A 21,178-nucleotide genomic window follows, 5' to 3' on the forward strand; every position below is an offset into this window, starting at 1 on the left:
GTTGATTTTTCGAAAAGAGGACAATACGAATACCGTCTGGGCACCCTCAATAGCTACATCAAGTAAGCAATAGAATAACTTTTAAATGCAAACCAAAGGAAAAACCCTCCGTACCACACGGTACGGAGGGTTTTTCTGTCTATGCAATGGCTTGAAAAGGACGTTAGGAAACCGAAATCATGCAGATGCGTCCGCCTTCGGACAGCGGTGCGTCGGCATAGAGTACAAACGCATCGTAGTCGGCCTTGGCCTGACGCAGGGTGATGAGTTGGTTGGTGCGGGATACAACGACCGGCACATCGTCTGCGATCGGGTAAACACCGGCATCGGTCTTGACGCTCTGGTAGCCGTCAAAGGCCTGGAGCGTAACGGCGCCGACACGGACGGGCTTCTTGGAGATCAGGTTCATCTCACCGGTGTTGGACAGCGCTGCACGCGGCAGACCGAGCGGGGTGGGCTTGCCCACAAGATCGTCGACCTGATCGACAACGTCGATGGTGTAGGTCTTGGGCTTGCCGTCCTCAAGGGTCGTGATCTTGACCTTGTAGTCATAGATCGGGATTTCCTTGTAATCGGGATCACCCTTTGTACCGATCGTGCGGGTCTCAACGATCTCGGACGCACCCTCGACCAGACCCCATACCCAGCTCTCGCCGGTCGCGTCGCGAATGATGAGGGCGGTGACTGTGCCGGACGGGTCGGTGACGACGGTCTCGATGTTCTTGCCGGAGATGACATCGTTCTTGATATCTTCGAGCTTGAGCGGATTGAGCGGGCCACCCTCCGAAACGCGCTCAAAGACCTGTACATCGGGTGCAACCGGCTTGCTGCCCAGAACACCGCGAGAGACAATCCAGTCACCCGGATTGGTTGTGGTGCGGGTAGCTTCAGTGACGCGCAGATTGCCGTTCGTATCCTGCGACAGACGTACCATCTGGCCGACAGCCACGCTCTTGACTGCCTTTTCGACCGGTCCCTTGATGGTCAGGCCGTTAAACAGCTGCACGGTGACCTCGTTCTCGGTGGTTGCGGTGACGATACCATTCATGGATGCAGACAGTTCGCTCTCGGGCACTGCCGCACGTACCTGACCGCTGACATCGAACAGCAGCGTGACCTTCTTGCCGAGTTCGGTGTTGTCGAAGGTCGGAGCGGCCTTCTCGGAAACCGGGAACTCGGTCGCCAGTACCTTGACCTTTTCCGGGAAGCGGAAGGACGGGGTTGCCTCCTGATATACACCGGTGATGCGGGTGTTGGATACCAGAGCGGTCTGGGTGGACGGGTCGAGGGTAACAACGTCGTACTTCTGGATATCGCCCTCCTGAATGGTCGCGCCGTTGCGCTCGACACGGTAGCCCTTGGGGATGGCCACGGTGTCGACGCCCCAAACATAGCTGTCGCCCGAGACGAATGCGTTGTCGACCGCGATGAGTTCCAGATTATGATCGTTATCGTAGTAGAGGTTGACCTTCTGACCCTGACGGATGTCGTACCAAGCCTCGATATAGTCATGCAGCTCGCCCTGTACCACAACTGGAACCTTGCGACCGACGGCAATCTGACCGCCCTCCTGGGTGACAAGCTGCTGACGCTCGGCGCGTACGACCGTGTAGGTCTCGCGCTCGGAAACCTCGGGCAGAAAGGACTTGACCTTGCTTGTTGCGGTCTTGTCGAACAGAACGACACCGCGCGCACCGACCAGCGCACTGTCGATGGAGTTCGCTGCCGGACGGGTCACAATCTGGCCGCCCTCGTAGAAGCGCAGCTGACCGGCCTGAAGCGAGGAATCGGTCTCGGGCGTTGCGAGCAGGATGGAATTTTCGACCGGCGTGGAACCGGACAGCGCGGTGTACAGCTTTTCGCCGCCCTTGGTCGGGGTGCGCAGCGTGTTGCGCAGCATAATGGCTGCATCCGCACGGGTGATGGGATCGTTGACGCCGTGCGAAGCGGCACCCTTGGTCAGTCCGAGGGACTGTGCCTTGACGACATAGTCGTTCGGCCAGATGGGGCCAACGTCTGCGGTGGTGTAATCGAGCATGCGCAGCAGCATGGTGCACGCCTCACCGTAGGTGACCGGTTTTTCCGGGGTGAAAGTGCCGTCGGCGTTGCCGCGGATGATCTGCTTTTTGGCCAGATCGGGCGATTTGACCATGGCCGCGATGTAGCCCGACGCCCAGTGGGTGTACAGAACGTCGGGGAACAGGGTGTAGCTCTGGTAGGCGGTTGCGTCGCCCACGCCGAGCGAAGCTGCGGCGAGCTTGGTGAACTCAGCACGGGTCAGGCTGCGGTTCGGTTCGAAGTTGCCCGTGCCATCACCCTCCATGATGGCCAGTGCGTCGAGCGAAGCCGCTGCCTGTGCCAGATTTTCGTCGGTAATATCTTTAAATGCCGCCCCGGCCGTACCCGCAAGCAGCGCGAGCGACAGGGACAGGCAGACAAAAGATCGTCTAACCATATCTTTCCTCCTTCAATTATTGCGTGCGCAGCGCGTCAACCGGCTGCAGTTTGGCTGCCTTGTTTGCGGGGTACAGGCCGAAGATGATGCCCAAGAGCGCCGAGAACAGGAACGCGCCCAGAACCAGCGGGAGCGAGGGCAGGACGGTAAAGTGTTCGATGTCGGGCATCCAGCCGGACATGGCAGCGGTCTGCTGTTTGATGAGCAGGTTACCGATGACCGCCGAGCCGAAGCAGCCCAGCGCGATGCCTAAGAGGCCGCCGCAGCAGGATACCGCTGCCGATTCGACCAGGAACTGACCGATGATATCGCGTCTGCGTGCGCCGATCGCCATACGAATACCGATTTCTCGGGTACGTTCGGTGACCGAGACCAGCATGATGTTCATAATGCCGATGCCGCCGACCAGCAGCGAGATGGCTGCAACGCCACCGCCGAGCAGTGCGAGCTGATTGCTCGATGCCTGCGCCTGTTCCTGGAACTGTGCATCGGAATTACATTCAAAATAACCGTTGTTGCCTGCACGGGATTTGAATTTTCCGTTGATTGTGTCGACGATAGGCTGAATATCGTCCTTGGTCTGTGCCTGAATGATGTAGTTGCGGCTGTCATAGACGCTGACTTCCATCATCAGCGGCTGCAGGGTGTAGGGCAGTACGACCAGCTGGTCACCGGTGTTGAGCTTGCCGCCGTATTTGCCGGCGTATACGCCGATAACTTCGAAGCTCTTGCCGCCGATGCGGATGCTCTGGCCGAGCGGGCTCATCGCACCGAAAAAGTATTTGCGCACGGCTTCACCGATGATACACACACGCGAACTGCGGGCGCAGTCGGCAGCGCTGATGTCACGGCCGGATACAATGCGCATGTTGGTGACCGTACTGTAATCCTGGTTGCCGAAATAGATGTTGGTGGTGTACTTTTCATTGGCCAATACTTTGGAGCGATACTGCACGCCCTTGGACTGCCAGTCATAGTAGGTGCGCTGGGGAGACCAGCCTTTGACGCGGTCCTTCAGGTCGATGCTCAGCGTATCTTCCAGATCGTTCCAGTCGGCAGATTTGAGGCCATTGCCGTAGATCGTGATTTTATTGGTGCCCATGGCCTCGTATTGCAGGCGGGACAGGGTGGCCATGCCCTGAATGGATGCGACCAGCGAGATGACCGCGCCGACACCGATGATGATGCCCAGCATGGTCAGGAAGGAGCGCACCTTGTTGTTCGAGATGGCCTTGAGCGCCATGCGGATGGTTTGCAGCCAGTTCATGACAGTCCTCCTTTTCCGGGACGGTCGGATACGATGTGACCGTCCTGAATGGTGACGATGCGCTCGGCCATTTCGGCGAGGTGGTTGTCGTGGGTGATGAGGATGATGGACGTGCCGGCGCGATTGAGTGCGGACAGCTGTTCCATGATCTCGCGGCCGGAGGCCGAGTCCAGGTTACCGGTCGGCTCGTCGGCCATAATGATCGGCGGCTTGGCCGCGACTGCGCGTGCGATGGCGACGCGCTGCTGCTGACCGCCTGACATCTCAGCCGGACGGTGGTGCAGACGGTGGCCGAGGCCAACCTGCTCGAGTGCGGTAATGGACAGTTCACGGCGCTGCGCCTTGGGCATGCCGCGGTAGATGAGCGGCAGCTCGACGTTTTCCAGCGCAGTGAGAGCGGGAATGAGGTTAAAACCCTGAAAGATGAAGCCGATTTCACGGTTTCGGATGCCGGACAGGGTGGACGGACGCATTTCGTTGACCGGCTGACCGCCCAGACGATAGATGCCATAGGTCGGGATATCCAGACAGCCCAGAATGTTCATCAGCGTGGACTTGCCCGAACCCGACTGGCCCAGAATGCACAGGAACTGTCCCCAGGGCACGGCGAGCGAGATATCGTCCAGCGCCCGCACCTCGTTTTCCTTGCCTTCGTGATAAATCTTGCTCAGATGCTGCACATCGATGAGCAGGGAGTCATCAAATTCGGCTGGAGGCGGTGGACTGTGTTTGCGGAAAAACATGAATGTCTCGCCCTCCTTTTAACCGACCGCGATGGCCGAGCCGCCCATATTGTTCTGGTCAAACTGATCCTGCGGGCCTGCGAGGAAGACGGTCACGCCCTCGTCCAGACCGGAAACGATCTCGGTGTTCTGGGAGTCGGAAATGCCGATCTGTACCGGAACGAGTACAAAACCGTCAGGTACATCCGAACCCTCGGGAATGGGCAGGGTGTTCTCGAAGGTCTGGCCTTCTGCGGGCTGTGCAAAGACTGCGACACCGTCGTTGGTGTTGACGACAGCCGTCGAGGGAACCATGATGCAGTCATCGGACTGCGCGGTGGTGATGCGGTACTCGACCGAGAAGTCAGGACGCAGGGTCTGACCCTCGACCGGATCGACCGAGATCACTGCCGGGAAGGTGGGCATAGAGCCCTGGCTGTTGTTGTTCTTGTTGGCTTCCAGACCGACCGACTGAACGGTGCCGGTAAAGGTGAGGGTATCGGTGCCGAGGTTCATGGTGATGGATGCCGACTGGCCGGCCTGTACGCTTGCCACGTCGCTCATAGAGATATCGGCGTTGATGACGATGTTATCGGTGTCTGCAACGACGCAGGGCGGGGTGTCGCCCAGAAGCTCCTGTCCTTCGGTAGCGTTCATGGACAGCACCATACCGTCGATCGGGGAAACGACCGTGCACTTGGCGATGCGCTCGTTGAGTTCCTTAACGGTCTCCTGGCGGGTCTGTACCAGCTGCTGTGCGGTCTGCAGCGCAGTGGTCGCCTCTTCGCTCGAAAGCGCCAGAATGGTCTGGCCAGCCGAGAACTTCTGATAGCTGGGTGCGCAGTTTGCAGTTGCCTTGCCTGCGGCCTTGACGGTCAGCTTGGTCTCGCGGCTGTACATGAGCTTGCCCGAGCCGGTCGGTGCGATGTTCAGGCCGTCGGCTGCAATGGTTGCAGTCGCGTCCATGCCTGCCTTGAGCGTGCCCGGATTGCGGAAGGTGACGGTTGCGCGGAACAGTCGGCCGCCTTCGTTGGAGATCTTTTCGATGCGGTCGATCTTTTCTACCGTGCCGGTGACCGAGCCCATGGTCTGCGGAATGGAGATGGACGCGGTCTGACCGACCTTGAGCTTATCAATGTATGCGTAGCTGTAATAGAGTTCCAGACGCATGTTGGTGTCGTCAACCAACGTACCCAGAACGGTGCCCGATGCCACGTCGTCACCCTTCTGAATCTTGACTTCTTCCGGGCTGCTCGGGGTCGTGGTGGACTCGCCGCTGGTCGTCTGGGTGGTGCTTTCCGAGGTCACTTCACCCGGCGGCAGCAGACGGCCGGTAAACGGTGCGGTGACGACCAGTTCGCTCAGGGTCTTGTTGGCTTGGCTGACGCTCTTTTGTGCTTCGTTGAGCGAGATCTGCGCCTGCTCGAGTTCCTTACGGGTTGCGGAAGGGTCAATGGTCATCAGGACCTGACCGGCCTTGACGGTGTCGCCCGTGTGTGCGCTGATGGTCAGTACCTTGCCCTTGATGTCCTTGCCCAGTTCGGCGCGGGTCTTGGCAGCCGTGTAGCCGTTGCCCTCGACGTAGGTCTCGAGGTATCCGCGGCTGGAGACCGCGGTCTGGATGGTGGATTCGGTGTCAGACTGGCCGGTTTTCTTGACTACATACACACCGCCGCCAATCAGACCGGCCAGAATCAGCACGGTCAGACCAATCCGCAGCGGCTTGGGGAGCTTGCGGTGAGGCTTGTTCATCGTATCGGCATACCGGTTGCGGACGGGAGCGGTATTCTTCTGCGCCTTGTCAGCTTCCGGCGTGACATCCTGCTGGTTGACAGGGGATGGATTGTCGGTCATTTTTGGCATGGGAAAGTCTCCTCTCACTTCTTTTTTTAGACCTTTTCGCTAAACTGTATGAATTATGTTAATACAGTGACAGTATAGGGCGGGGCAGGAGGCATGTCAAGAAAGGTAACTGGATTGTAATAAAAAATCCTGCAATTTCAGAAAATGTAATCGCAGGAAACAGGAAATAGATATGCAGGCAGGGACGGCGTTTTTGCCGTCCCTGCCTGTCAAACGTGATGTAAGGGGATAGGAAAGGAGGTAAAACCGGGAAAATATCCGGTTTTATAAGCTGCAAAGTTCGTTGTACAGTGCCTCGTACTTGCGTGCCGAGCTGTTCCAAGAGAAGTCCTGCTGCATGCCGCGTTTTACAATATTATTCCATGCCTTGCGGTTGTCGTAGTAGGTCTGCTCTGCATAGTAGATGGTAGATAGCATTTCGTCGGCGTTGTAGTTGCAGAACGAGAAGCCGGTACCGGTCTGCTCATATTCATTATACGGCTGAACGGTGTCGCGCAGGCCGCCGGTCTCGCGGACGATCGGCACGGTACCGTAGCGCAGCGAGATGAGCTGGGTCAGGCCGCAGGGCTCAAAGAGCGAGGGCATGAGCATGGCATCCGCACCGGCGTAAACCTTGTGCGCGAAGCCCTCGTTGAATGCAATGTAAGCGCGTACCTTGTCGGGTTCTACGTCCTGCATGTGGCGGAACAGACCCTCGTAGCGCGGGTCACCGGTACCAACGACAACCAGCTGCACACGGGATTCAACCAGTCGGCCGATGATCCAGTTGACCAGATCCAGACCCTTCTGGTCGGTCAGACGGGTGACCATAGCGATGAGCATGGTGTCGGGATCTTCGGGCAGGCCGAGTTCCTTCTGCAATGCTGCCTTGTTGGCTGCCTTGCCCTTGAGGTAGTTGCGGGTGCTGTACTGGGTGTCGATGTCCTTGTCGGTTGCCGGGTTGTAGATGTCGTAGTCGATACCGTTGACGATACCGGACAGCGTGCCGCTCTTGGCGCGCAGCAGGCCGTCCAGACCCTCGCCGTAGAACTCGCACTGAATCTCACCGGCATAGGTGTCGGAAACCGTGGTGATACGGTCGGCAAAGACCAGACCGCCCTTGAGCATGTTGGCGTCGCGCTTGAATTCCATGCGATCGGGGGTGAAGACCCAGTCGGGCAGACCGGTGTACAGCTTGAGGGTGGGAATGTCCCAGATGCCCTGGAAGCGCAGATTGTGGATGGTCATGATCGTGCGGATGCCGTGATAGAACGGGTTATCCTTGAAGAGCGTGTGCAGGAATACCGGAACGATACCGGTCTGCCAGTCGTGGCAGTGGATGACATCGGGATGGAAACCGATAGTTGGCAGGATGGACAGCGCAGCCTTGGAGAAGAAGCAGAACTTCTCAATATCCCAGTGAATATCGCCGTACGGCTTGGGGCCACCGAAATAGTACTGGTTATCGATGAAGTAATAGGTGACACCGTCGAGCTGATAGGTCAGGATGCCGACATAAACCGAACCCAGACCGCCGAGATCCATATAGAAATGTGAGACGTACTCGAAATTGTTGCGGTAACGCTCGGGAATGGCCATGTAGTTGGGGATGATGACGCGCACGTCGAACTGTTCGCGGTCAAGAGACTTGGGCAGCGCGCCGACAACGTCGGCCAGTCCGCCGGTCTTGATGAACGGGACGCATTCGGATGCGACAAACAAGATGTTTTTCATATAAGAAACCCTCCGTTAAGACTTCCAGATACCGGACGTGCTCCGCGCGGCCGGAAACCGGCTCCGGGCAGCCGACATAGTTTACTAACCATATTATAGCAATCTCAGCCGGGTAATTCAAGGCAAAATGCTGAAAAAAACCGTCTGCATTTGTGTGCAGACGGTAAATACTTACAAAAAATCTGTGATATGAGGCGAGAGGACGGTCACGGCAGGCGAGACTGTTCCGGGAACAGATAGCATGGCGTGATGACCGCAGGACAGCCGAACGCGTGCGATTGCGTGTAACTGTCCAAAGACCGGACGCGTCAGGTGAGGAACCGGGTCGAGTGCGACCGAAACCTCACGCAGGCCGTGCGCCAGTCCGCAACCGGTTTCCTTGAGCACGGCTTCTTTGACCATCCACAAATCGAAAAAAGTAGACGAATCGCGTGCGATCAGCGCTTGCTCGTCGGCGTCGAACCACCGTGCCGCAAGTCCGGGACGCACCGGGCGGGGCAGTTCCAGATCGATGCCGACCGGCACGTCCGCGACCGCGCAGACCACCCGGTCACCGCTGTGCGAGATGGATAGGTGCAGGTCGGGAAAGTCCGGCAGATAGGGCTGACCGGACGACCGTGCCGCTCGCATGAGCGGGAATACCGCGTCTGGTCGAACATGACGCACGGCAGCACACAGCAGCAGGTCACCGGTCAGGGACGCAGCTTGCGCCTGCGGGTGGCTGATGCGCGACAGAGCCTCCAACCGGGACGGACAGAGCAGCGTTTCGCACTGATCGAGTGACAGCTGGGTGACCAATGCCTCACAGACTGTGACATGCGGGATCACATCATCACCCCAGGATCGGACGGCCACTGCACAGTAAATACCGTGTTGTCAGATTCGGACGTGACCGAAATGACCGCACTGTGAATCTCACAGATGTGCTTGACGATGGACAGACCCAGGCCGGTGCCCGGAACCTCATGCGAGCGCGAAGCGTCGGCGCGATAAAAGCGCTCGAAGATGTGGGGGATGGAGTCGGCCGGGATGGCAGCACCGGTGTTGGCCACGCGCAGGGTGACACCCGACGCGGTTTTCTTGAGCTCGATGTCCACCGTGCCACCCGGACGGTTGTACTTGATGGCGTTGTCGCATAGGTTGGTGACCACTTCGTCGACCATGGTGGGAATACCACGGATGACGCAGGGCGCACCGTGCATGGCAAAGCGTACCTGATGCTTTGCCGCCTTGTCGCTCATGCGCTCGCACACCGAACCGGCCAGCTGGTACAAGTCGATGTCTTCAAAGTTGAGGCTGCCGCGGCCTTCATCCAGACGGGACAGCTTCATAATGTCGTCGACCAACGCGAGCAGACGAGCGGCCTCGTCGTGGATGCGGCAGGCAAAACCGGGCACATCCTCGGGTTTGGCCAGACCGTAACGAATCATCTCGGCGTAGCCCAGTACCGAGGTCAGCGGGGTTTTGAGCTCGTGGGTGACGTTTGCAGTGAACATGCGGCGGGACTGTTCGGCAGCGTACTGCGAGGAGATGTCCAGTACCAGCATGACCACGCCGCGAATGCCGTCATCGACGTGCACCGGGCTGAAAGACAGGCGCAGCTGGTTGCCGGCACGCTCGAGCGTGTAGACGGTGGATTCACCCGCCTGCGCGATCTGTGCGGCGTGCAGAATGGCCTCGTCACACTCAAAGGAATCGAGCGGTAAACCGGGTGCGACCGGCGCGTCGAGCAGACGGCGGGCAGCACGGCTGCACGTCAGAACGGACAGGTGCTCGTCGAGCAAAATCAGACCTTCGTCCATGCCCGCCGTGATGGCGTCAAACTCGATCTGCTTGCGGCGCAGCGCGGCGATTTGCAGAGAGATCTGCTGATTCTGCGCGTTGAGTCGACGCAAAAGCGGAGTCAGCTCGTCGTATACATCGGTCTTGAGCGGCTTGGTGGGGTCGATGGCGTTGATCGGGCGGACGAGCTGCTCAGTCAGACGAGCCGAGACAAAGGCCGACAGCAGACAGATGATAATGATGACCACGATCATAGCCGGAATGGTGTCGATGAGCGAGCGCACAAGCAGGTCGGTCGTGTTGGCCACACGCAGCACGTCGCCGCTCGGCAGACGCAGCGCGACATAACAGGTCAGCTCATCGAGTGTGGACGAGATGCGGATGCCCTCGCCGCTGCCCGTTTCACGGGCGGACTCAAATTCCGGACGATTGGCGTGATTTTCCATCTTGGCGGTATCGGCATTGGAATCGTACAGTACCGTGCCGTCGGCCGAGATCATGGTCACACGCGAGGTGTCCGAGTTGCCGATTGCGTGCAGCGCCTCATCGGGATCGGCAGCGGCCAGATATCCGGCGGCAGCAATTGCAGCCTGACGGGAAGTCTGTTCGCTCAGCTCATGCAGACCGTCCCGGACACGCAGCGCGAGCATGGCACCACTGGTGAGCAGGGCGATCAGGATGGCCAACGCCAGCATCCGGCGGTAGATTTGTTTTTTCATTTGGGCTCGGCTCCGATCTTGTAGCCGACGCCGCGCACGGTCTGAATCTGTGCACTGGGCGTGCCCAGCTTCTGACGCAGGGTCTTAATGTGCATGTCCACCGTGCGGCTCTCACCCTCAAAGCCAAAGCCCCAGACGGCTTCCATGATCTTTTCGCGGGAGAGTACGATATCGGCGTTCTCCATTAAGTAGTGCAGCAGATCGAACTCCTTGAGCGTCAGTACAACCGGCTGACCGGCAGCTTCAACCGTATGGCGGGCGGTGTCCAGCGTGATCTCACCCAGCGTCAGCGCGCTGGAAGCGGGCTGCATGGGCGCGGCACGGCGCAGGACAGCCTTGATGCGGGACATGAGCTCCATAACCCCAAAGGGCTTGCACAGGTAGTCGTCTGCACCGTCGTCCAGACCGCGTACCTTATCATATTCGGCGGTCTTGGCGGTCAGCAGGATAACCGGCAGGGAAGCCGTGCGCGGAGTGTTGCGCAGCGTGTGCAGAATGGTCAGTCCGTCCATACCGGGCAGCATGATGTCGAGCAGGGCAAGATCGGGACAGGATTCTTCCACGCGCTCAAAGAACGGTCCGGCACTGTCAAATCCTTCGGCTTCAAAGCCCGAAGCGCGCAGGGCGTACAGTACCAGTTCGCGGATATTTACGTCGTCTTCTACACAATAAATTGTAGGCATGGCAGCATTCCTCATTCGTGAGCGGATTTTGGTTTTTCAGAAAACCTAAATTTAGTATATCGGTTTTGTGCCGCAAGGGCAAGGCAGACCGCAAATTTTGTACATTCTATCATAACGGAATCATGTAAAGGCGAACCGGCGGGAAAAGTAAAATGTAGATAAAAAAGAAAAGTGCTTGACAAGGGGTAGGGTCGATGCTATAATAGAACCTGCTTATTGGACACGTGATACGGAGAGGTATCGAAGTGGTCATAACGAGGCGGTCTTGAAAACCGTTTGTCCGAAAGGGCGCGTGGGTTCGAATCCCACCCTCTCCGCCAATTTTTAATTGGCGGAATATAAAATAGGATTCGAAAGGCGGCTCTTGGAAACATGCCTGTGGCATGTTTCAACCGCCGTGGCTTTTTCCGCAGAAAAAGAGATCCCACCCTCTCCGCCAATCCTCAGATTGGCGGAACAAGTGAAAATGGAGAACTACCCAAGTGGTGAAGGGGCTCCCCTGCTAAGGGAGTAGGGCGCGAAAGCGTCGCGAGGGTTCAAATCCCTCGTTCTCCGCCAAAAAAACACCGGAAATCATTGATTTCCGGTGTTTTTGCATTTTATGACCAGTTTTTGTTTGCTCATGCAGATATTCTTTCCCCAAAATGGGAGAGGAAGTCTGCAACTTTTTTACCTCAAAAGAGGCGCAAAAGCGCAGAATGATGGGACTGTAATAGTTTTATTCCCACTCAACTCCCACTCGACAACTCCCACTCAACTCCCACTAAGTGGAGGAGGATTCCGGGCCGATCTTGTTGGCAGCTGCGACCATGTCCTCGACCGGGATATGCGTATAGCGCAGGGTGGTCTGATAGTCCGTGTGACCACCCGCAGCCGTGATAATGCCAGGCTGCACACCGGCGCGCGCCAGCTCAGTCATGTAGGTATGACGGCAGCTATACGGTGACAGATGAGAGACACCCAGGCGCTCGATGGTCTCCCAATAATGTTGGTAGAAGTTGTCCTTGTTCATCTCAAGCAGTTTACGCTTAGACTTCTTCACAAAATACTGCATGACAGGTATCAGGACGTTAGGCAGCGGGATTGTACGGTTGGTGCCCGCGTCAGTCTTAATGCCGCCGATCATATATTGCTCATCCAGATGTATGTTCTCGATCAGCTGGGTCATCAGCTCACCCGGGCGCAGACCAGCATAGCACATGATGAGGATATAGCCGGTGAAATGGTTCCCACGCCGCCAGTCAGCGAGAAAAGCCGCCAGATCGTCATGGGTAAAGGGCTGTCGTTCCTCCTCGTGCAGCAGCGGCAGTTCCAGATAGGACGCCTTGTTATACGGAACAATGTCGCGCTTGATAGCGATCTTGTAGCAGTGGGAAAAGACCGTGCGCATATCGCGCGCAGGATAATAGGTGCTGACCGTGGCGTCGATCAGATCCTGCATGTCATCGAGCAGCAGATCGGCCATGCGGCGGTTCTCAAGCGGCGCTACGCGGCGACGGGCAATGCCCAGCTTCTCTTTCTGAGACTTGCTGAGGGACTCGTAGGCGCGCGAGGCCTCGAAGATCTCCCACGCATCGGAGAGCGTGAGGGAGGCATATTTTTTCTGTGTCGCGCTGGTGTCCGCAAGCTCGGCGCGCTTGCGCTCCTTGAGCGCGGGAAGCGCCTCGATGGCGGCTTTGCGTGTGGGGAATGTGCCGGTCACTCGCTGGGGGATGAGCTTGCCCAGATCGTCTACATCGTAGCCGATGACGCAGTCCAGCTTGTATTTGCCGTTCGGCAGGGCATAGATGCACCCCTCGCCATTTGCGCGCCGTGTGCGGCGTGTACGGCGCTGATCTGCGCCGCAGTGGGGGCAAAATCGGAACCCTGCGTCGATCTCCTTGAGGCATCGTTTGTTTTTGCAAATGACGGTATCAGACATGGTAAATGCTCCAAAAATAGAATATATGTTCGAGTGTGAGTGTGATATTTTTCCCGCCCCGGTGACAGGGCGGGATTTTTGTGTCCAAATTGGACACAGTCATAAAGTTTTTGCTCGTGCTAACCTAGCGAACAGGAGTCCAGTCGCAAGGCAGTCTGCCGAAGAACGATGTGCATTTGATATATGTATTCCGTAATGCGCACAAACGGTACCCAGTTTATAATCTTCTACATCAAAGCTGTATTCATAATTGATTACCCGTTCTTGCAGATCAGCATCCCATTTGGTTTTTGCTTTGCTCAACACAGTCGGTACGATTTGCAATGTATCATAGAATTTTTGCTTTGGCTGAGGAACATTAAGCCCATATTTGTACAGGAATTTTAGGTCAAAAGGCAGGTTGTGCCCGACTAATGGCATAGCACCGATGAAATCTTGAAGGGCAGGCATCACTTGCCAGATCTTAGGCGCATCTTTCACCATTTCGTCCGTGATGTGATTCACATTTGTTGCCTCTGGCGGGATAGGACATTCAGGATTTATTAAAGTTGTAAAAAGCATGGTTGGTCGGAAGTTTTCAAAACGAAGAGCAGATAGTTCGACAATCTTTGATGATAAAAGAGTTATGCCCGTAGTTTCGGTGTCAACCACGACAAAGTCGCCTAACTTTGAAAAATTTGTCTTTTTGGTGATCCTTGAATAAGTAATCTCTCCCATCGATGAGACTGCACGCCGCTTTGTTTTTTCAGAAGAATACGGGATGGAATAGACCGGAATAGATACCAGTTGACGATCAAATGCTTCGCGTGCTTTCTCTTTGACTGCCAGATCTCGCTTGATACGTTCGCGATTTTCTTCGATGATCTGCTGCACATGCGCAGCGCGTTCCTCTTCTTCCTTTTTTAAACGTAATTCTAACTCTTTTTGTCGCTCTAAGGCTTCTTGCTGTCGTTTCAATGCTTCTTGACGCAATTCTTCTTTTTTGCGTTGCGCTTGTTCAACTTGGATTTTTCTCTGAATTTTTTCGTGTAATTCACATTCCTCGCAAAGCCCATTTGAATTAAGACGCAGGAAAAATCCGCGTTTACCACACTTTTTGCATTTGAGCATGAAGAACACATCCCCTCGAAAGTTAGAATTTTGCTCTTAGTTCTACGACTTTGCCTAAGATCGTGACCGGCAGCTCCATGATTTCTTCACTGGAGTAATACATGGGCTCGTAGGCTGCGTTAGACGGCACCAACGTAATCCCGTTTTGGTGACGCTTTAACTTCTTGATGGTCGCGCTGTCACCATTGACCAGGGCAACCACGATGTCGCCGCTGTCAGCAGTTTGTTGTTTGCGGACGATGACAACATCACCCTCGACAAAGCGAGGTTCCATGCTGTCGCCCTTGATACGCAAGGCGAAGAACTCACCACGGCGTGCAGTCTCTTCATCGATCTCTTCGTAGTCGATGATGTTCTCGACGGCCTCCATCGGATAACCGGCGCGGACTTCACCCAGAACGGGGATTTGTACGCCTTTTTTCTTTTCGGGCTTTGCAGGTGCATTCCCTAGTAAAGATTCAATGCTAACACCAAAATAAGAAGACAGGCGGTTGAGCGTCTCTAAATTAGGTTCGCTGGCTCCGGTCTCATATTTGGTATAAGTTGTGCGATCAATACCTAAAAAGGCGGCAAGCTCTTTTTGGGTTTTCTTGTCACGTAATCGTAATTCTTTTAGTCGGAGCATACTGTCACCTCAAATCCATTATATGTGAAATAATTTCACAATTCAATAAATGTGAAAAAACTTCACATACACACTTGACAGGTGAAGAATACGCACATATAATACAAGTGTAGAGTGAAGATACTTCACAGAAAGGAGGGCGACATGATACAGATCAGAGAATACCGAGAACGTTGTGGCTTTACACAGCAGCAACTTGCAGAAAAGATTCAAGAAAACCGTGCAACGATTGCAAAATGGGAAATTGGATGTGCATTTCCAAGGGCAGAAAAACTTCCAGCTCTGGCAGATGCGCTAAACTGTTCCATTGACGACCTGTTTGGGCGAGGGAAGGAGGAAGAATCGTGAGAGATACTTTAATTCGTGCGGTGGTCAGCGTTATTACTTCGTTACTGACAATGAAGTTTATGGGTGTGATTTAAGAGAGGAGTGATATTGGTGCTGACAGTGTTTTTTGCTATCACAACACTGATTTGTGCGATCAACTGGCTGCTTCGGTATATCAATACCGCAGTGCTGTTCTGGTATTTGCAGGAAAAGCAGATCCCGCTTCCGACTGATGAAGAAATGCGTCGGGGAAGCGACTTTGTGGTTCGGCATTTGATGCAGGATATTTTTCACAAGAAATTGTAATAAAGGAGGTATCAGCAATGTCTGAAACTTTGCGTGAGCTGATTGCGCTGGATCGGGACTATTTTGTCCCCGCGCAGGTGGCCGAAGTGCTGGGTATGGATGCCCAGGCCATCCGCATTCTGGGACGGCGCAGCCCTGAGCGGCTGCCGTTCCCGGTCATCGTGTCGGGCAGTCGGGTCAAGATTCCGAAGATCCCGTTTTTGAAGTACATGGGCGTAGACGTAAGCGCTCTTACAAGTTTAAGTGTACCGCAAAATGGAGGAGTGAGCCAGAATGAAAACGAGCCGTAACATCTACCAAACCGCGCGCGAGCGTGCCGGAATGACGCAGGAAGCGGCATCCGACCGGCTGTACATATCGACCGAGAGCCTGCGTATGTACGAGACCGGCCGCCGCCGTCCGTCGGACGAAATGGTGGTCATGATGGCTGAGCTGTACCGCGACCCGGCGCTGGCGTACCGGCACCTCAAGGCCAGCCCCGCCGGTCAAATTCTGCCCGAAGTGACCGAGCGGTCGCTCGAGCAATGCACCATGCGGCTGTTCCGGCTGCTGCGCAATTTCGCCCGGGAGGGCCGTGTGGAGACGCTGCTGGAGATCGCCGAGGATGGCATCATCGACGAACGCGAACGCCCGATCTATAACAGCATCATGGACGAGCTGCGCGAGATCGTCGCCGCGTCCCTGAGCCTGTCTCTGACCGGCGCAGGGCAAGAAAAAACGCCTCACCAGTTGAACCGGTAAGGCGTGTGAGCGTTTGGAATACACTCGATCTAAGCAAATCTAGTGTACTCCAAACGAAAGGAAAAGTCAACAAAAAGCCGCAAAATCAGCCGGGAAAGGTGTAAAAACATGACCGGCTGGTCGCGGCGTGCCTAAATGGAGGAGTACACAACATGAAAACTGTATGCAAAGTCGCCGCCATCGTGTGTATGGTGGCCATTTTTGGACAAGTCGGTCGGTGTGATGCCGGGGATATTGGGCTGCTGGCGTGCCTCGCGGGAATTGTCCTGTGGAGCATGCTCGGTGCACTATTCCTCGCGCTCACCGGCTGGCTGGAACATGTGAGGTGAGTGTGTGCAATACGCATTTGATATGGATTTAGCCCAGCAGTACGGCGTGCCCGAGGCCATTTTCGTGCATCGCCTGTACTGGTGGGTGCGGGACAATGCGGCCAACGGCAGAAACTACCGCGACGGCCGCTATTGGACGTATGACAGCCTGAATGCCCTGACCGAGATTTTCCCGTGCTGGTCGCGGCGACAGATTGAGGGCATCATCAACAGATGCCGGGAAAAGGGATTGATCCTGACCGCAGCTTACAGCCAGGACAAGCGAGATCGCACGACCTGGTACACGGTCACCGAGACCGTAATCCAGGCATACGAACCCATTCCGACCGTTTCCCCCAAACGGGGAAATGCATTTCACGAAATGGTGAAATGCAATACACCAAACGGTGACAATCATTTCACCGAACGGGGAAATGTATATAATGAGCAGTTAGAAGACCAGTTAGAAGACGAGAGAGAGGGCGCGCCCGCGCAGGAAGAACCGGCCAAACCGGAAGAGGACGGGCGCAAAGGCTATGGCGAGTTTGGCAATGTCCGACTGACCGACGACGAGATCGCACGTCTGACCGCTCGCTGGACACCGAATCAGGTTGCTGCCGAGATCGAGGCGCTGTCGGCCTATATGGCATCCAAGGGCAAGCGATACCGTAACCACTGTGCAACCCTGATCGGCTGGCTCAAGAAGGACTATCCGCCTGCGCAGCCCACCGGCCGCGTGCTGATTGACGAGGATTGAGACCATGGAAAACCAAGTTTCACAACGCATCTACGACGCGGCCATCGCTGTGATCGGCTCGGTGATGATCGACCCGAGCGTGTCGGGCGACGTGTTCGCAGCCCTTCGTCCGTCCGACTTCCTGGCCCCGACCTATCGCACGATCTTCGAGGCCGAGCAGCAGCTGTTCCTCGCGGGCAAGCCCATCGACCCGGTCGGGGTCAGCGCGATCATCGGCGACGAGTACCGACCGGTCATCATGGACGTCATGGAGCTGACGCCGACCGCGGCCAACTGCATGGAATACGTCCGTCTGCTCAAACAGGAGACTCGGCTGCACCGCCTGCGCATGCTCGGGGACAAGCTGGCAAACGCTGCAACACTGGACGAGGCCGCAAGCGTGCTTGAGCAGGCCGGTCAGTTGTCGGCGAGCAGCACGGGCATGACCGCGCTGTCCCTCCAGGACGGCTTTGCGCGGTTCTGTGAGCGACAGGCGCAGCCGGTCTCGTACATACATTTCGGATTTTCGGGGATTGACCAGCTGGTCTACGCCGAACTCGGCGATTATGTGCTGCTCGGTGCGCGTCCCTCGACCGGTAAAACCATGCTGGCCTTGCAGGTGGCTGCATACCTGTCCCAAACCTACCGCGTGGGCTTTTTCTCACTCGAAACCAAGGATGACAAGCTCATCGACCGCTCGATGGCGCACCTGTTCGGCATGAATTACGGCAAAATCAAGCGCCACGCGCTTGACGCGGCAGACTGGCACATGATCGCCGCGCAAAAGGGCAGGCTGTCCCAGTCCAACTTGGATATCATCCAGGCGACCGGGCGCACGGCTGAGGAAATCGCCTCGTTTGCCCGTTACAAGCGTTATGAAGTCGTGATCGTGGACTACATCCAGATCGTGCGCACCGCGCACAAGGGGTACAGCCGAGAGAACGACGTCGCGTCTATCTCGAACACTCTCGCGAACTTCGCCCGCGATCACAAGGTCATGGTGCTGGCGCTCGCGCAGCTGACCCGCGATCAGGAAGACCAGAAAAGCAAGACCGTCCGCGCACCCACGCTGGCGTCCTTCCGCGAGTCCGGTTCACTTGAGCAGGATGCAGATATCGCCATGCTCATGTACCTATCCGAACCCGACAACCGCGCATCCGACCGCGTGCTCAGGCTGGCAAAGAACAAAGAGGGTCAGGTCGGCAAGGTCATGCTGGCGTTTCACGGCGATAAGCAGACCTTTACCGAGCGCGTGATCGATGACGATACCTTCCGCCATGTGCCGGACAAGCCGCCCAAGGTGGGCAAGCCGAACACCTGGCAGGACGTGTCCCTGGACCAGATCCCGTTCCCAGAATTCCAGCAAGGAGGCAAGCATGCGCAAACCCAAAGAATGTAAAATCATCCAGCTGACCTTCAAGCCGACATCAGGCAGGGGAACGGTGACCGGGCGCGTCATCTGGTACGTCAAGAAGCGCCCCGGGCGCGGCTATGTGGTTGCCCAGTATCGTGTCCGGCTCAAAAACGGCAGCTGGTCGCAGCCTATCCGCGAGTGCTTCCCGGTCGTGAACGGTCAGATTTTGGATATTGTCGGTCGAAAAACCATCACAAAACCCGTCAAGAGAAGGAGAAAAGCGAAATGCAAGTCATCAGCATCGTAAACTTAAAGGGCGGCGTGGGCAAAACGACGACCGCCGTCAATATGGCCTATGAGCTGGCCGTCCACCATAACCGCCGGGTGCTGCTCATCGATGCCGACCACCAGGGCAACGCGAGCAAGTTTTACGGGGCGCGGGCATCGGTCGGCAGTCTGGCCGACCTGATCGAGGGACGCGCAGCGTGCTATGTCGATCTCACCCAGCCAACCAACTACCGTAACCTGGATGTGCTGCCGTCCGATATGAGCCTGCTGTCTGCCGACCTGTCGCTGGTCGCCGCAGGCGGCAGTGCACGCCGGTGCCTGTCCGATCTGCGCGACGCCATCATGGAGGACGGCAGCTATGACTGCATGGTCATCGACTGCCCACCGGCATTCACCGCGGCATCAGTCAGCGCGATTGCAGCGTCAACCGACATCGTTATCCCGATCAAGTTGGACTACTACGCCATCGACGGCATGCGTGAGCTGGTCAGCCAGCTGCGGCAGATCCAGACGATCACCGAGGTACATATCGCGGGCGCGCTGATTACCCAATGGCGCAACACCGATGTCATCCGGCAGGGGGAAACCTGGCTGCGCATGCATGAGCCGTGCCCGGTGTTTGACACCCACATCCGGCGCACCGATGTCGTGGACAAGTCCACCTACTGGCGCAAGCCGCTGGCCGAGTGCTCGCCCCGATCGGCGGCGACTGCCGACTATGCAGCCTTTGTCCGTGAGTTTTTGGGAGAGGAGGCGGCCGACCGTGGCACGCAAATTTGACCTTGCCGCGCTGATGGGCGATGTGTCCAATTTGGACACACCCGAGATCGTCACCCAGCAGATCCCGCTGTCACAGATCGAGGCGAATGACCGCAACTTTTACGAGGTCGAGGACGTGACAGAGCTTAAAGAGTCCATCGAGCTGATCGGACTCAAACAGCCGCTGGTCGTACTCGAGGTGGATGATACCCATTACCGGCTGATCGCCGGGCACCGACGGTATAAAGCCCTGACCGAATTGGGCCGTCAGAGCGCACCCTGCGTGGTGCAGCGCAATCTGACCGAGACGCAAGAGCAGCTGGCGCTGATCCTGACCAATTCGACCGCACGCGAACTGACCTATCTGGAAAAGGCCGAGCAGGCCGTGCGGCTCAAGCGACTGTTTATTAAGCGCCGCGAGGAGGGTGCAGAGCTGCCCGGGCGCATCCGGGACATGGTTGCTGAGGCCATGCAGGAGAGCGCGAGCAACATCGCACGCATGGAGGCCATTGACAAGCATCTGGTAGGTGAGTGGAAGCGAGCCCTCAAGAAAGGACACATCAATGCCTCGACCGCCTATGAGCTGTCCAAGCTGGACAAGGAGGCGCAAAAGAAGCTCAAAGAGGCACTGTCCGATTACACCGCGCCGACCGCCAAAGTCATCAAAACAGCGGGCGAGATCGTCCAGGACTACCCATTCGCCCCGCTGGTCTGTCCAGAATTGTCAAATAGCCCGTGCACCCGATACAAAGAGCGTGCCGCCATGGTCGCGGCTGGTACTTGCCCGGGCTGTTGTCACGAGTGTGACCACACCGAGGACTGTCCGGCATTGTGCGGCGTGTGCAAAAATCGGATTGCTGCCGAGCAGAGACGATCCGAATTTAAGGAGTCCGAGCGCCGCGCCGATGAAGCGTACCAACACTCAGCGTACCGGCAGGCGCAGCAGGCTATTATGAAATGGGTGCAGGATGAGCGTTTGGACGATGACCAGAGTTATACCGTGCGTACCCTGCGCAGCACTACCAACCTGAACCGTCGGACGTGGTTTCCGTCGCTGGATTCGCTGTTTGCGCTGGCGGACGCGCTGGGCATCACTTTTTCCGAACTGCTTGGCTTGACCCCGGAACTGCCGCCCTGTACGTCTGAGTGGCATAAATATCCGATAGACAAGCCGGACGACGGCGAGACCGTATTGTGCCGGTACGGTCACAAGGGCAATTTCCGGGTGCTGATCTATCAGGACGGGGCATTCGGTGAGCAACTGGGAAACGAATTTGTCTCCCTGCCGTTTGAGGTGAGTTATTGGACAAGAGCATATCCGGAGGCGTAGCCATGACATTGCAAGATTGCAGCAAGGATGAACTGATTCACTTTATCCAGACAGAATGCTTTGTGCCAGATAGTCGTCGCTTAGAGTTAAGGGTGTATCAATACCGCGAAGATCAGTATTTTAGACGCCTTATTGAAGCACGAGAACGCATCAGCAATTTATATATACA

General features: G+C 56.5%; 21 protein-coding genes and 2 tRNA genes. 12 read left to right on the forward strand and 11 right to left on the reverse strand.

The features are described 5' to 3' along the window. Positions 1 to 163: 163 nt before the first annotated feature. The 8 genes from B5F17_RS08335 to B5F17_RS08370 form a co-directional block, all read right to left on the reverse strand. Positions 164 to 2,455: an S-layer homology domain-containing protein gene (locus B5F17_RS08335; RefSeq protein ID WP_087372902.1), complete on the reverse strand. Its 2,292-nt coding sequence runs from the start codon at positions 2,453 to 2,455 to the stop codon at positions 164 to 166. 16 nt (positions 2,456 to 2,471) lie between these two features. After that, the gene (locus B5F17_RS08340; protein ID WP_087372905.1) at positions 2,472 to 3,722 is read right to left on the reverse strand and encodes an ABC transporter permease; all 1,251 of its coding nucleotides are present in this window, start codon (positions 3,720 to 3,722) and stop codon (positions 2,472 to 2,474) included. After that, positions 3,719 to 4,465 (reverse strand): ABC transporter ATP-binding protein, encoded by a 747-nt coding sequence (locus B5F17_RS08345; RefSeq protein ID WP_016147763.1) that lies wholly within the window; start codon positions 4,463 to 4,465, stop codon positions 3,719 to 3,721. The genes B5F17_RS08340 and B5F17_RS08345 overlap by 4 nt, the downstream gene beginning before the upstream one ends. An 18-nt stretch (positions 4,466 to 4,483) precedes the next feature. Then, entirely contained in the window at positions 4,484 to 6,307 is a 1,824-nt protein-coding gene (locus B5F17_RS08350) for an efflux RND transporter periplasmic adaptor subunit (RefSeq protein ID WP_087372907.1), read from the reverse strand. A gap of 264 nt (positions 6,308 to 6,571) precedes the next feature. Further along, positions 6,572 to 8,020, reverse strand: a complete 1,449-nt coding sequence (glgA, locus tag B5F17_RS08355) for a glycogen synthase GlgA (protein WP_087372909.1) — start codon at positions 8,018 to 8,020, stop codon at positions 6,572 to 6,574. Between the two features lie 171 nt (positions 8,021 to 8,191). After that, complete coding sequence (locus B5F17_RS08360) at positions 8,192 to 8,875, reverse strand: 4'-phosphopantetheinyl transferase family protein (protein WP_143287711.1); 684 nt, start codon at positions 8,873 to 8,875, stop codon at positions 8,192 to 8,194. Beyond that, a complete protein-coding gene (locus B5F17_RS08365) occupies positions 8,845 to 10,521 on the reverse strand; it encodes a sensor histidine kinase (RefSeq protein ID WP_087372915.1) in 1,677 nt (558 codons plus the stop codon). The genes B5F17_RS08360 and B5F17_RS08365 overlap by 31 nt, the downstream gene beginning before the upstream one ends. Next, on the reverse strand, positions 10,518 to 11,204 hold the full coding sequence (locus tag B5F17_RS08370) for a response regulator transcription factor (protein WP_016147758.1): 687 nt from the start codon (positions 11,202 to 11,204) through the stop codon (positions 10,518 to 10,520). The genes B5F17_RS08365 and B5F17_RS08370 overlap by 4 nt, the downstream gene beginning before the upstream one ends. Before the next feature lie 231 nt (positions 11,205 to 11,435). Here B5F17_RS08370 and B5F17_RS08375 point away from each other — a divergent pair. Next, positions 11,436 to 11,524 (forward strand) — tRNA-Ser (locus B5F17_RS08375). Between the two features lie 148 nt (positions 11,525 to 11,672). After that, positions 11,673 to 11,762, forward strand: a tRNA-Ser gene (locus tag B5F17_RS08380). 205 nt (positions 11,763 to 11,967) lie between these two features. Here B5F17_RS08380 and B5F17_RS08385 read toward each other — a convergent pair. The 3 genes from B5F17_RS08385 to B5F17_RS08395 form a co-directional block, all read right to left on the reverse strand. Continuing rightward, a complete protein-coding gene (locus B5F17_RS08385; RefSeq protein ID WP_087372918.1) occupies positions 11,968 to 13,125 on the reverse strand; it encodes a tyrosine-type recombinase/integrase in 1,158 nt (385 codons plus the stop codon). 99 nt (positions 13,126 to 13,224) lie between these two features. Then, positions 13,225 to 14,235, reverse strand: coding sequence for a 3'-5' exonuclease (locus B5F17_RS08390; RefSeq protein WP_087372921.1), 1,011 nt, complete (start codon positions 14,233 to 14,235; stop codon positions 13,225 to 13,227). Positions 14,236 to 14,257: 22 nt separating this feature from the next. Then, complete coding sequence (locus B5F17_RS08395; RefSeq protein ID WP_087372923.1) at positions 14,258 to 14,860, reverse strand: LexA family protein; 603 nt, start codon at positions 14,858 to 14,860, stop codon at positions 14,258 to 14,260. 144 nt (positions 14,861 to 15,004) lie between these two features. Between B5F17_RS08395 and B5F17_RS08400 the strand changes: the two genes are divergently transcribed. The 10 genes from B5F17_RS08400 (at position 15,005) to B5F17_RS08440 (ending at position 21,009) form a co-directional block, all read left to right on the forward strand. Next, complete coding sequence (locus tag B5F17_RS08400; protein ID WP_087372926.1) at positions 15,005 to 15,208, forward strand: helix-turn-helix domain-containing protein; 204 nt, start codon at positions 15,005 to 15,007, stop codon at positions 15,206 to 15,208. Between the two features lie 90 nt (positions 15,209 to 15,298). Continuing rightward, a complete protein-coding gene (locus B5F17_RS08405; RefSeq protein WP_087372929.1) occupies positions 15,299 to 15,493 on the forward strand; it encodes a hypothetical protein in 195 nt (64 codons plus the stop codon). Between the two features lie 17 nt (positions 15,494 to 15,510). Continuing rightward, on the forward strand, positions 15,511 to 15,783 hold the full coding sequence (locus B5F17_RS08410) for a hypothetical protein (RefSeq protein ID WP_087372930.1): 273 nt from the start codon (positions 15,511 to 15,513) through the stop codon (positions 15,781 to 15,783). Then, entirely contained in the window at positions 15,767 to 16,234 is a 468-nt protein-coding gene (locus tag B5F17_RS08415; RefSeq protein WP_087372932.1) for a helix-turn-helix domain-containing protein, read from the forward strand. The genes B5F17_RS08410 and B5F17_RS08415 overlap by 17 nt, the downstream gene beginning before the upstream one ends. 152 nt (positions 16,235 to 16,386) lie before the next feature. Further along, complete coding sequence (locus tag B5F17_RS14860) at positions 16,387 to 16,563, forward strand: hypothetical protein (RefSeq protein ID WP_162608129.1); 177 nt, start codon at positions 16,387 to 16,389, stop codon at positions 16,561 to 16,563. Positions 16,564 to 16,585: 22 nt separating this feature from the next. Beyond that, positions 16,586 to 17,299 (forward strand): hypothetical protein, encoded by a 714-nt coding sequence (locus B5F17_RS08420; RefSeq protein WP_143287712.1) that lies wholly within the window; start codon positions 16,586 to 16,588, stop codon positions 17,297 to 17,299. 4 nt (positions 17,300 to 17,303) lie between these two features. Continuing rightward, positions 17,304 to 18,677 carry a replicative DNA helicase gene (locus tag B5F17_RS08425; protein WP_087372937.1) on the forward strand — a complete coding sequence of 458 codons (1,374 nt, stop codon included), beginning with the start codon at positions 17,304 to 17,306 and terminating at the stop codon, positions 18,675 to 18,677. After that, positions 18,655 to 18,939, forward strand: coding sequence for a hypothetical protein (locus tag B5F17_RS08430; RefSeq protein WP_087372940.1), 285 nt, complete (start codon positions 18,655 to 18,657; stop codon positions 18,937 to 18,939). Before B5F17_RS08425 ends, B5F17_RS08430 begins: the two co-directional genes overlap by 23 nt. Beyond that, positions 18,918 to 19,700 carry a ParA family protein gene (locus B5F17_RS08435; protein ID WP_087372943.1) on the forward strand — a complete coding sequence of 261 codons (783 nt, stop codon included), beginning with the start codon at positions 18,918 to 18,920 and terminating at the stop codon, positions 19,698 to 19,700. Before B5F17_RS08430 ends, B5F17_RS08435 begins: the two co-directional genes overlap by 22 nt. Next, positions 19,684 to 21,009 carry a ParB/RepB/Spo0J family partition protein gene (locus tag B5F17_RS08440; protein ID WP_162608130.1) on the forward strand — a complete coding sequence of 442 codons (1,326 nt, stop codon included), beginning with the start codon at positions 19,684 to 19,686 and terminating at the stop codon, positions 21,007 to 21,009. The genes B5F17_RS08435 and B5F17_RS08440 overlap by 17 nt, the downstream gene beginning before the upstream one ends. The last annotated feature ends 169 nt before the right edge of the window (positions 21,010 to 21,178 follow it).

The organism is Butyricicoccus pullicaecorum, from assembly GCF_002160355.1.
In the GTDB taxonomy this organism is placed as follows: Bacteria; Bacillota; Clostridia; order Oscillospirales; family Butyricicoccaceae; genus Butyricicoccus; species Butyricicoccus pullicaecorum.

Bases quoted from the DNA above. Each gene is read 5' to 3' on its own strand.
- B5F17_RS08335 (WP_087372902.1), bottom strand. From the start codon at position 2,455: ATGGTTAGACGATCTTTTGTCTGCCTGTCCCTGTCGCTCGCGCTGCTT.
- B5F17_RS08340 (WP_087372905.1), bottom strand. From the start codon at position 3,722: ATGAACTGGCTGCAAACCATCCGCATGGCGCTCAAGGCCATCTCGAAC.
- B5F17_RS08345 (WP_016147763.1), bottom strand. From the start codon at position 4,465: ATGTTTTTCCGCAAACACAGTCCACCGCCTCCAGCCGAATTTGATGAC.
- B5F17_RS08350 (WP_087372907.1), bottom strand. From the start codon at position 6,307: ATGCCAAAAATGACCGACAATCCATCCCCTGTCAACCAGCAGGATGTC.
- glgA (WP_087372909.1), bottom strand. From the start codon at position 8,020: ATGAAAAACATCTTGTTTGTCGCATCCGAATGCGTCCCGTTCATCAAG.
- B5F17_RS08365 (WP_087372915.1), bottom strand. From the start codon at position 10,521: ATGAAAAAACAAATCTACCGCCGGATGCTGGCGTTGGCCATCCTGATC.
- B5F17_RS08370 (WP_016147758.1), bottom strand. From the start codon at position 11,204: ATGCCTACAATTTATTGTGTAGAAGACGACGTAAATATCCGCGAACTG.
- B5F17_RS08385 (WP_087372918.1), bottom strand. From the start codon at position 13,125: ATGTCTGATACCGTCATTTGCAAAAACAAACGATGCCTCAAGGAGATC.
- B5F17_RS08390 (WP_087372921.1), bottom strand. From the start codon at position 14,235: ATGCTCAAATGCAAAAAGTGTGGTAAACGCGGATTTTTCCTGCGTCTT.
- B5F17_RS08395 (WP_087372923.1), bottom strand. From the start codon at position 14,860: ATGCTCCGACTAAAAGAATTACGATTACGTGACAAGAAAACCCAAAAA.
- B5F17_RS08400 (WP_087372926.1), top strand. From the start codon at position 15,005: ATGATACAGATCAGAGAATACCGAGAACGTTGTGGCTTTACACAGCAG.
- B5F17_RS08410 (WP_087372930.1), top strand. From the start codon at position 15,511: ATGTCTGAAACTTTGCGTGAGCTGATTGCGCTGGATCGGGACTATTTT.
- B5F17_RS08415 (WP_087372932.1), top strand. From the start codon at position 15,767: ATGAAAACGAGCCGTAACATCTACCAAACCGCGCGCGAGCGTGCCGGA.
- B5F17_RS14860 (WP_162608129.1), top strand. From the start codon at position 16,387: ATGAAAACTGTATGCAAAGTCGCCGCCATCGTGTGTATGGTGGCCATT.
- B5F17_RS08420 (WP_143287712.1), top strand. From the start codon at position 16,586: ATGGATTTAGCCCAGCAGTACGGCGTGCCCGAGGCCATTTTCGTGCAT.
- B5F17_RS08425 (WP_087372937.1), top strand. From the start codon at position 17,304: ATGGAAAACCAAGTTTCACAACGCATCTACGACGCGGCCATCGCTGTG.
- B5F17_RS08430 (WP_087372940.1), top strand. From the start codon at position 18,655: ATGCGCAAACCCAAAGAATGTAAAATCATCCAGCTGACCTTCAAGCCG.
- B5F17_RS08435 (WP_087372943.1), top strand. From the start codon at position 18,918: ATGCAAGTCATCAGCATCGTAAACTTAAAGGGCGGCGTGGGCAAAACG.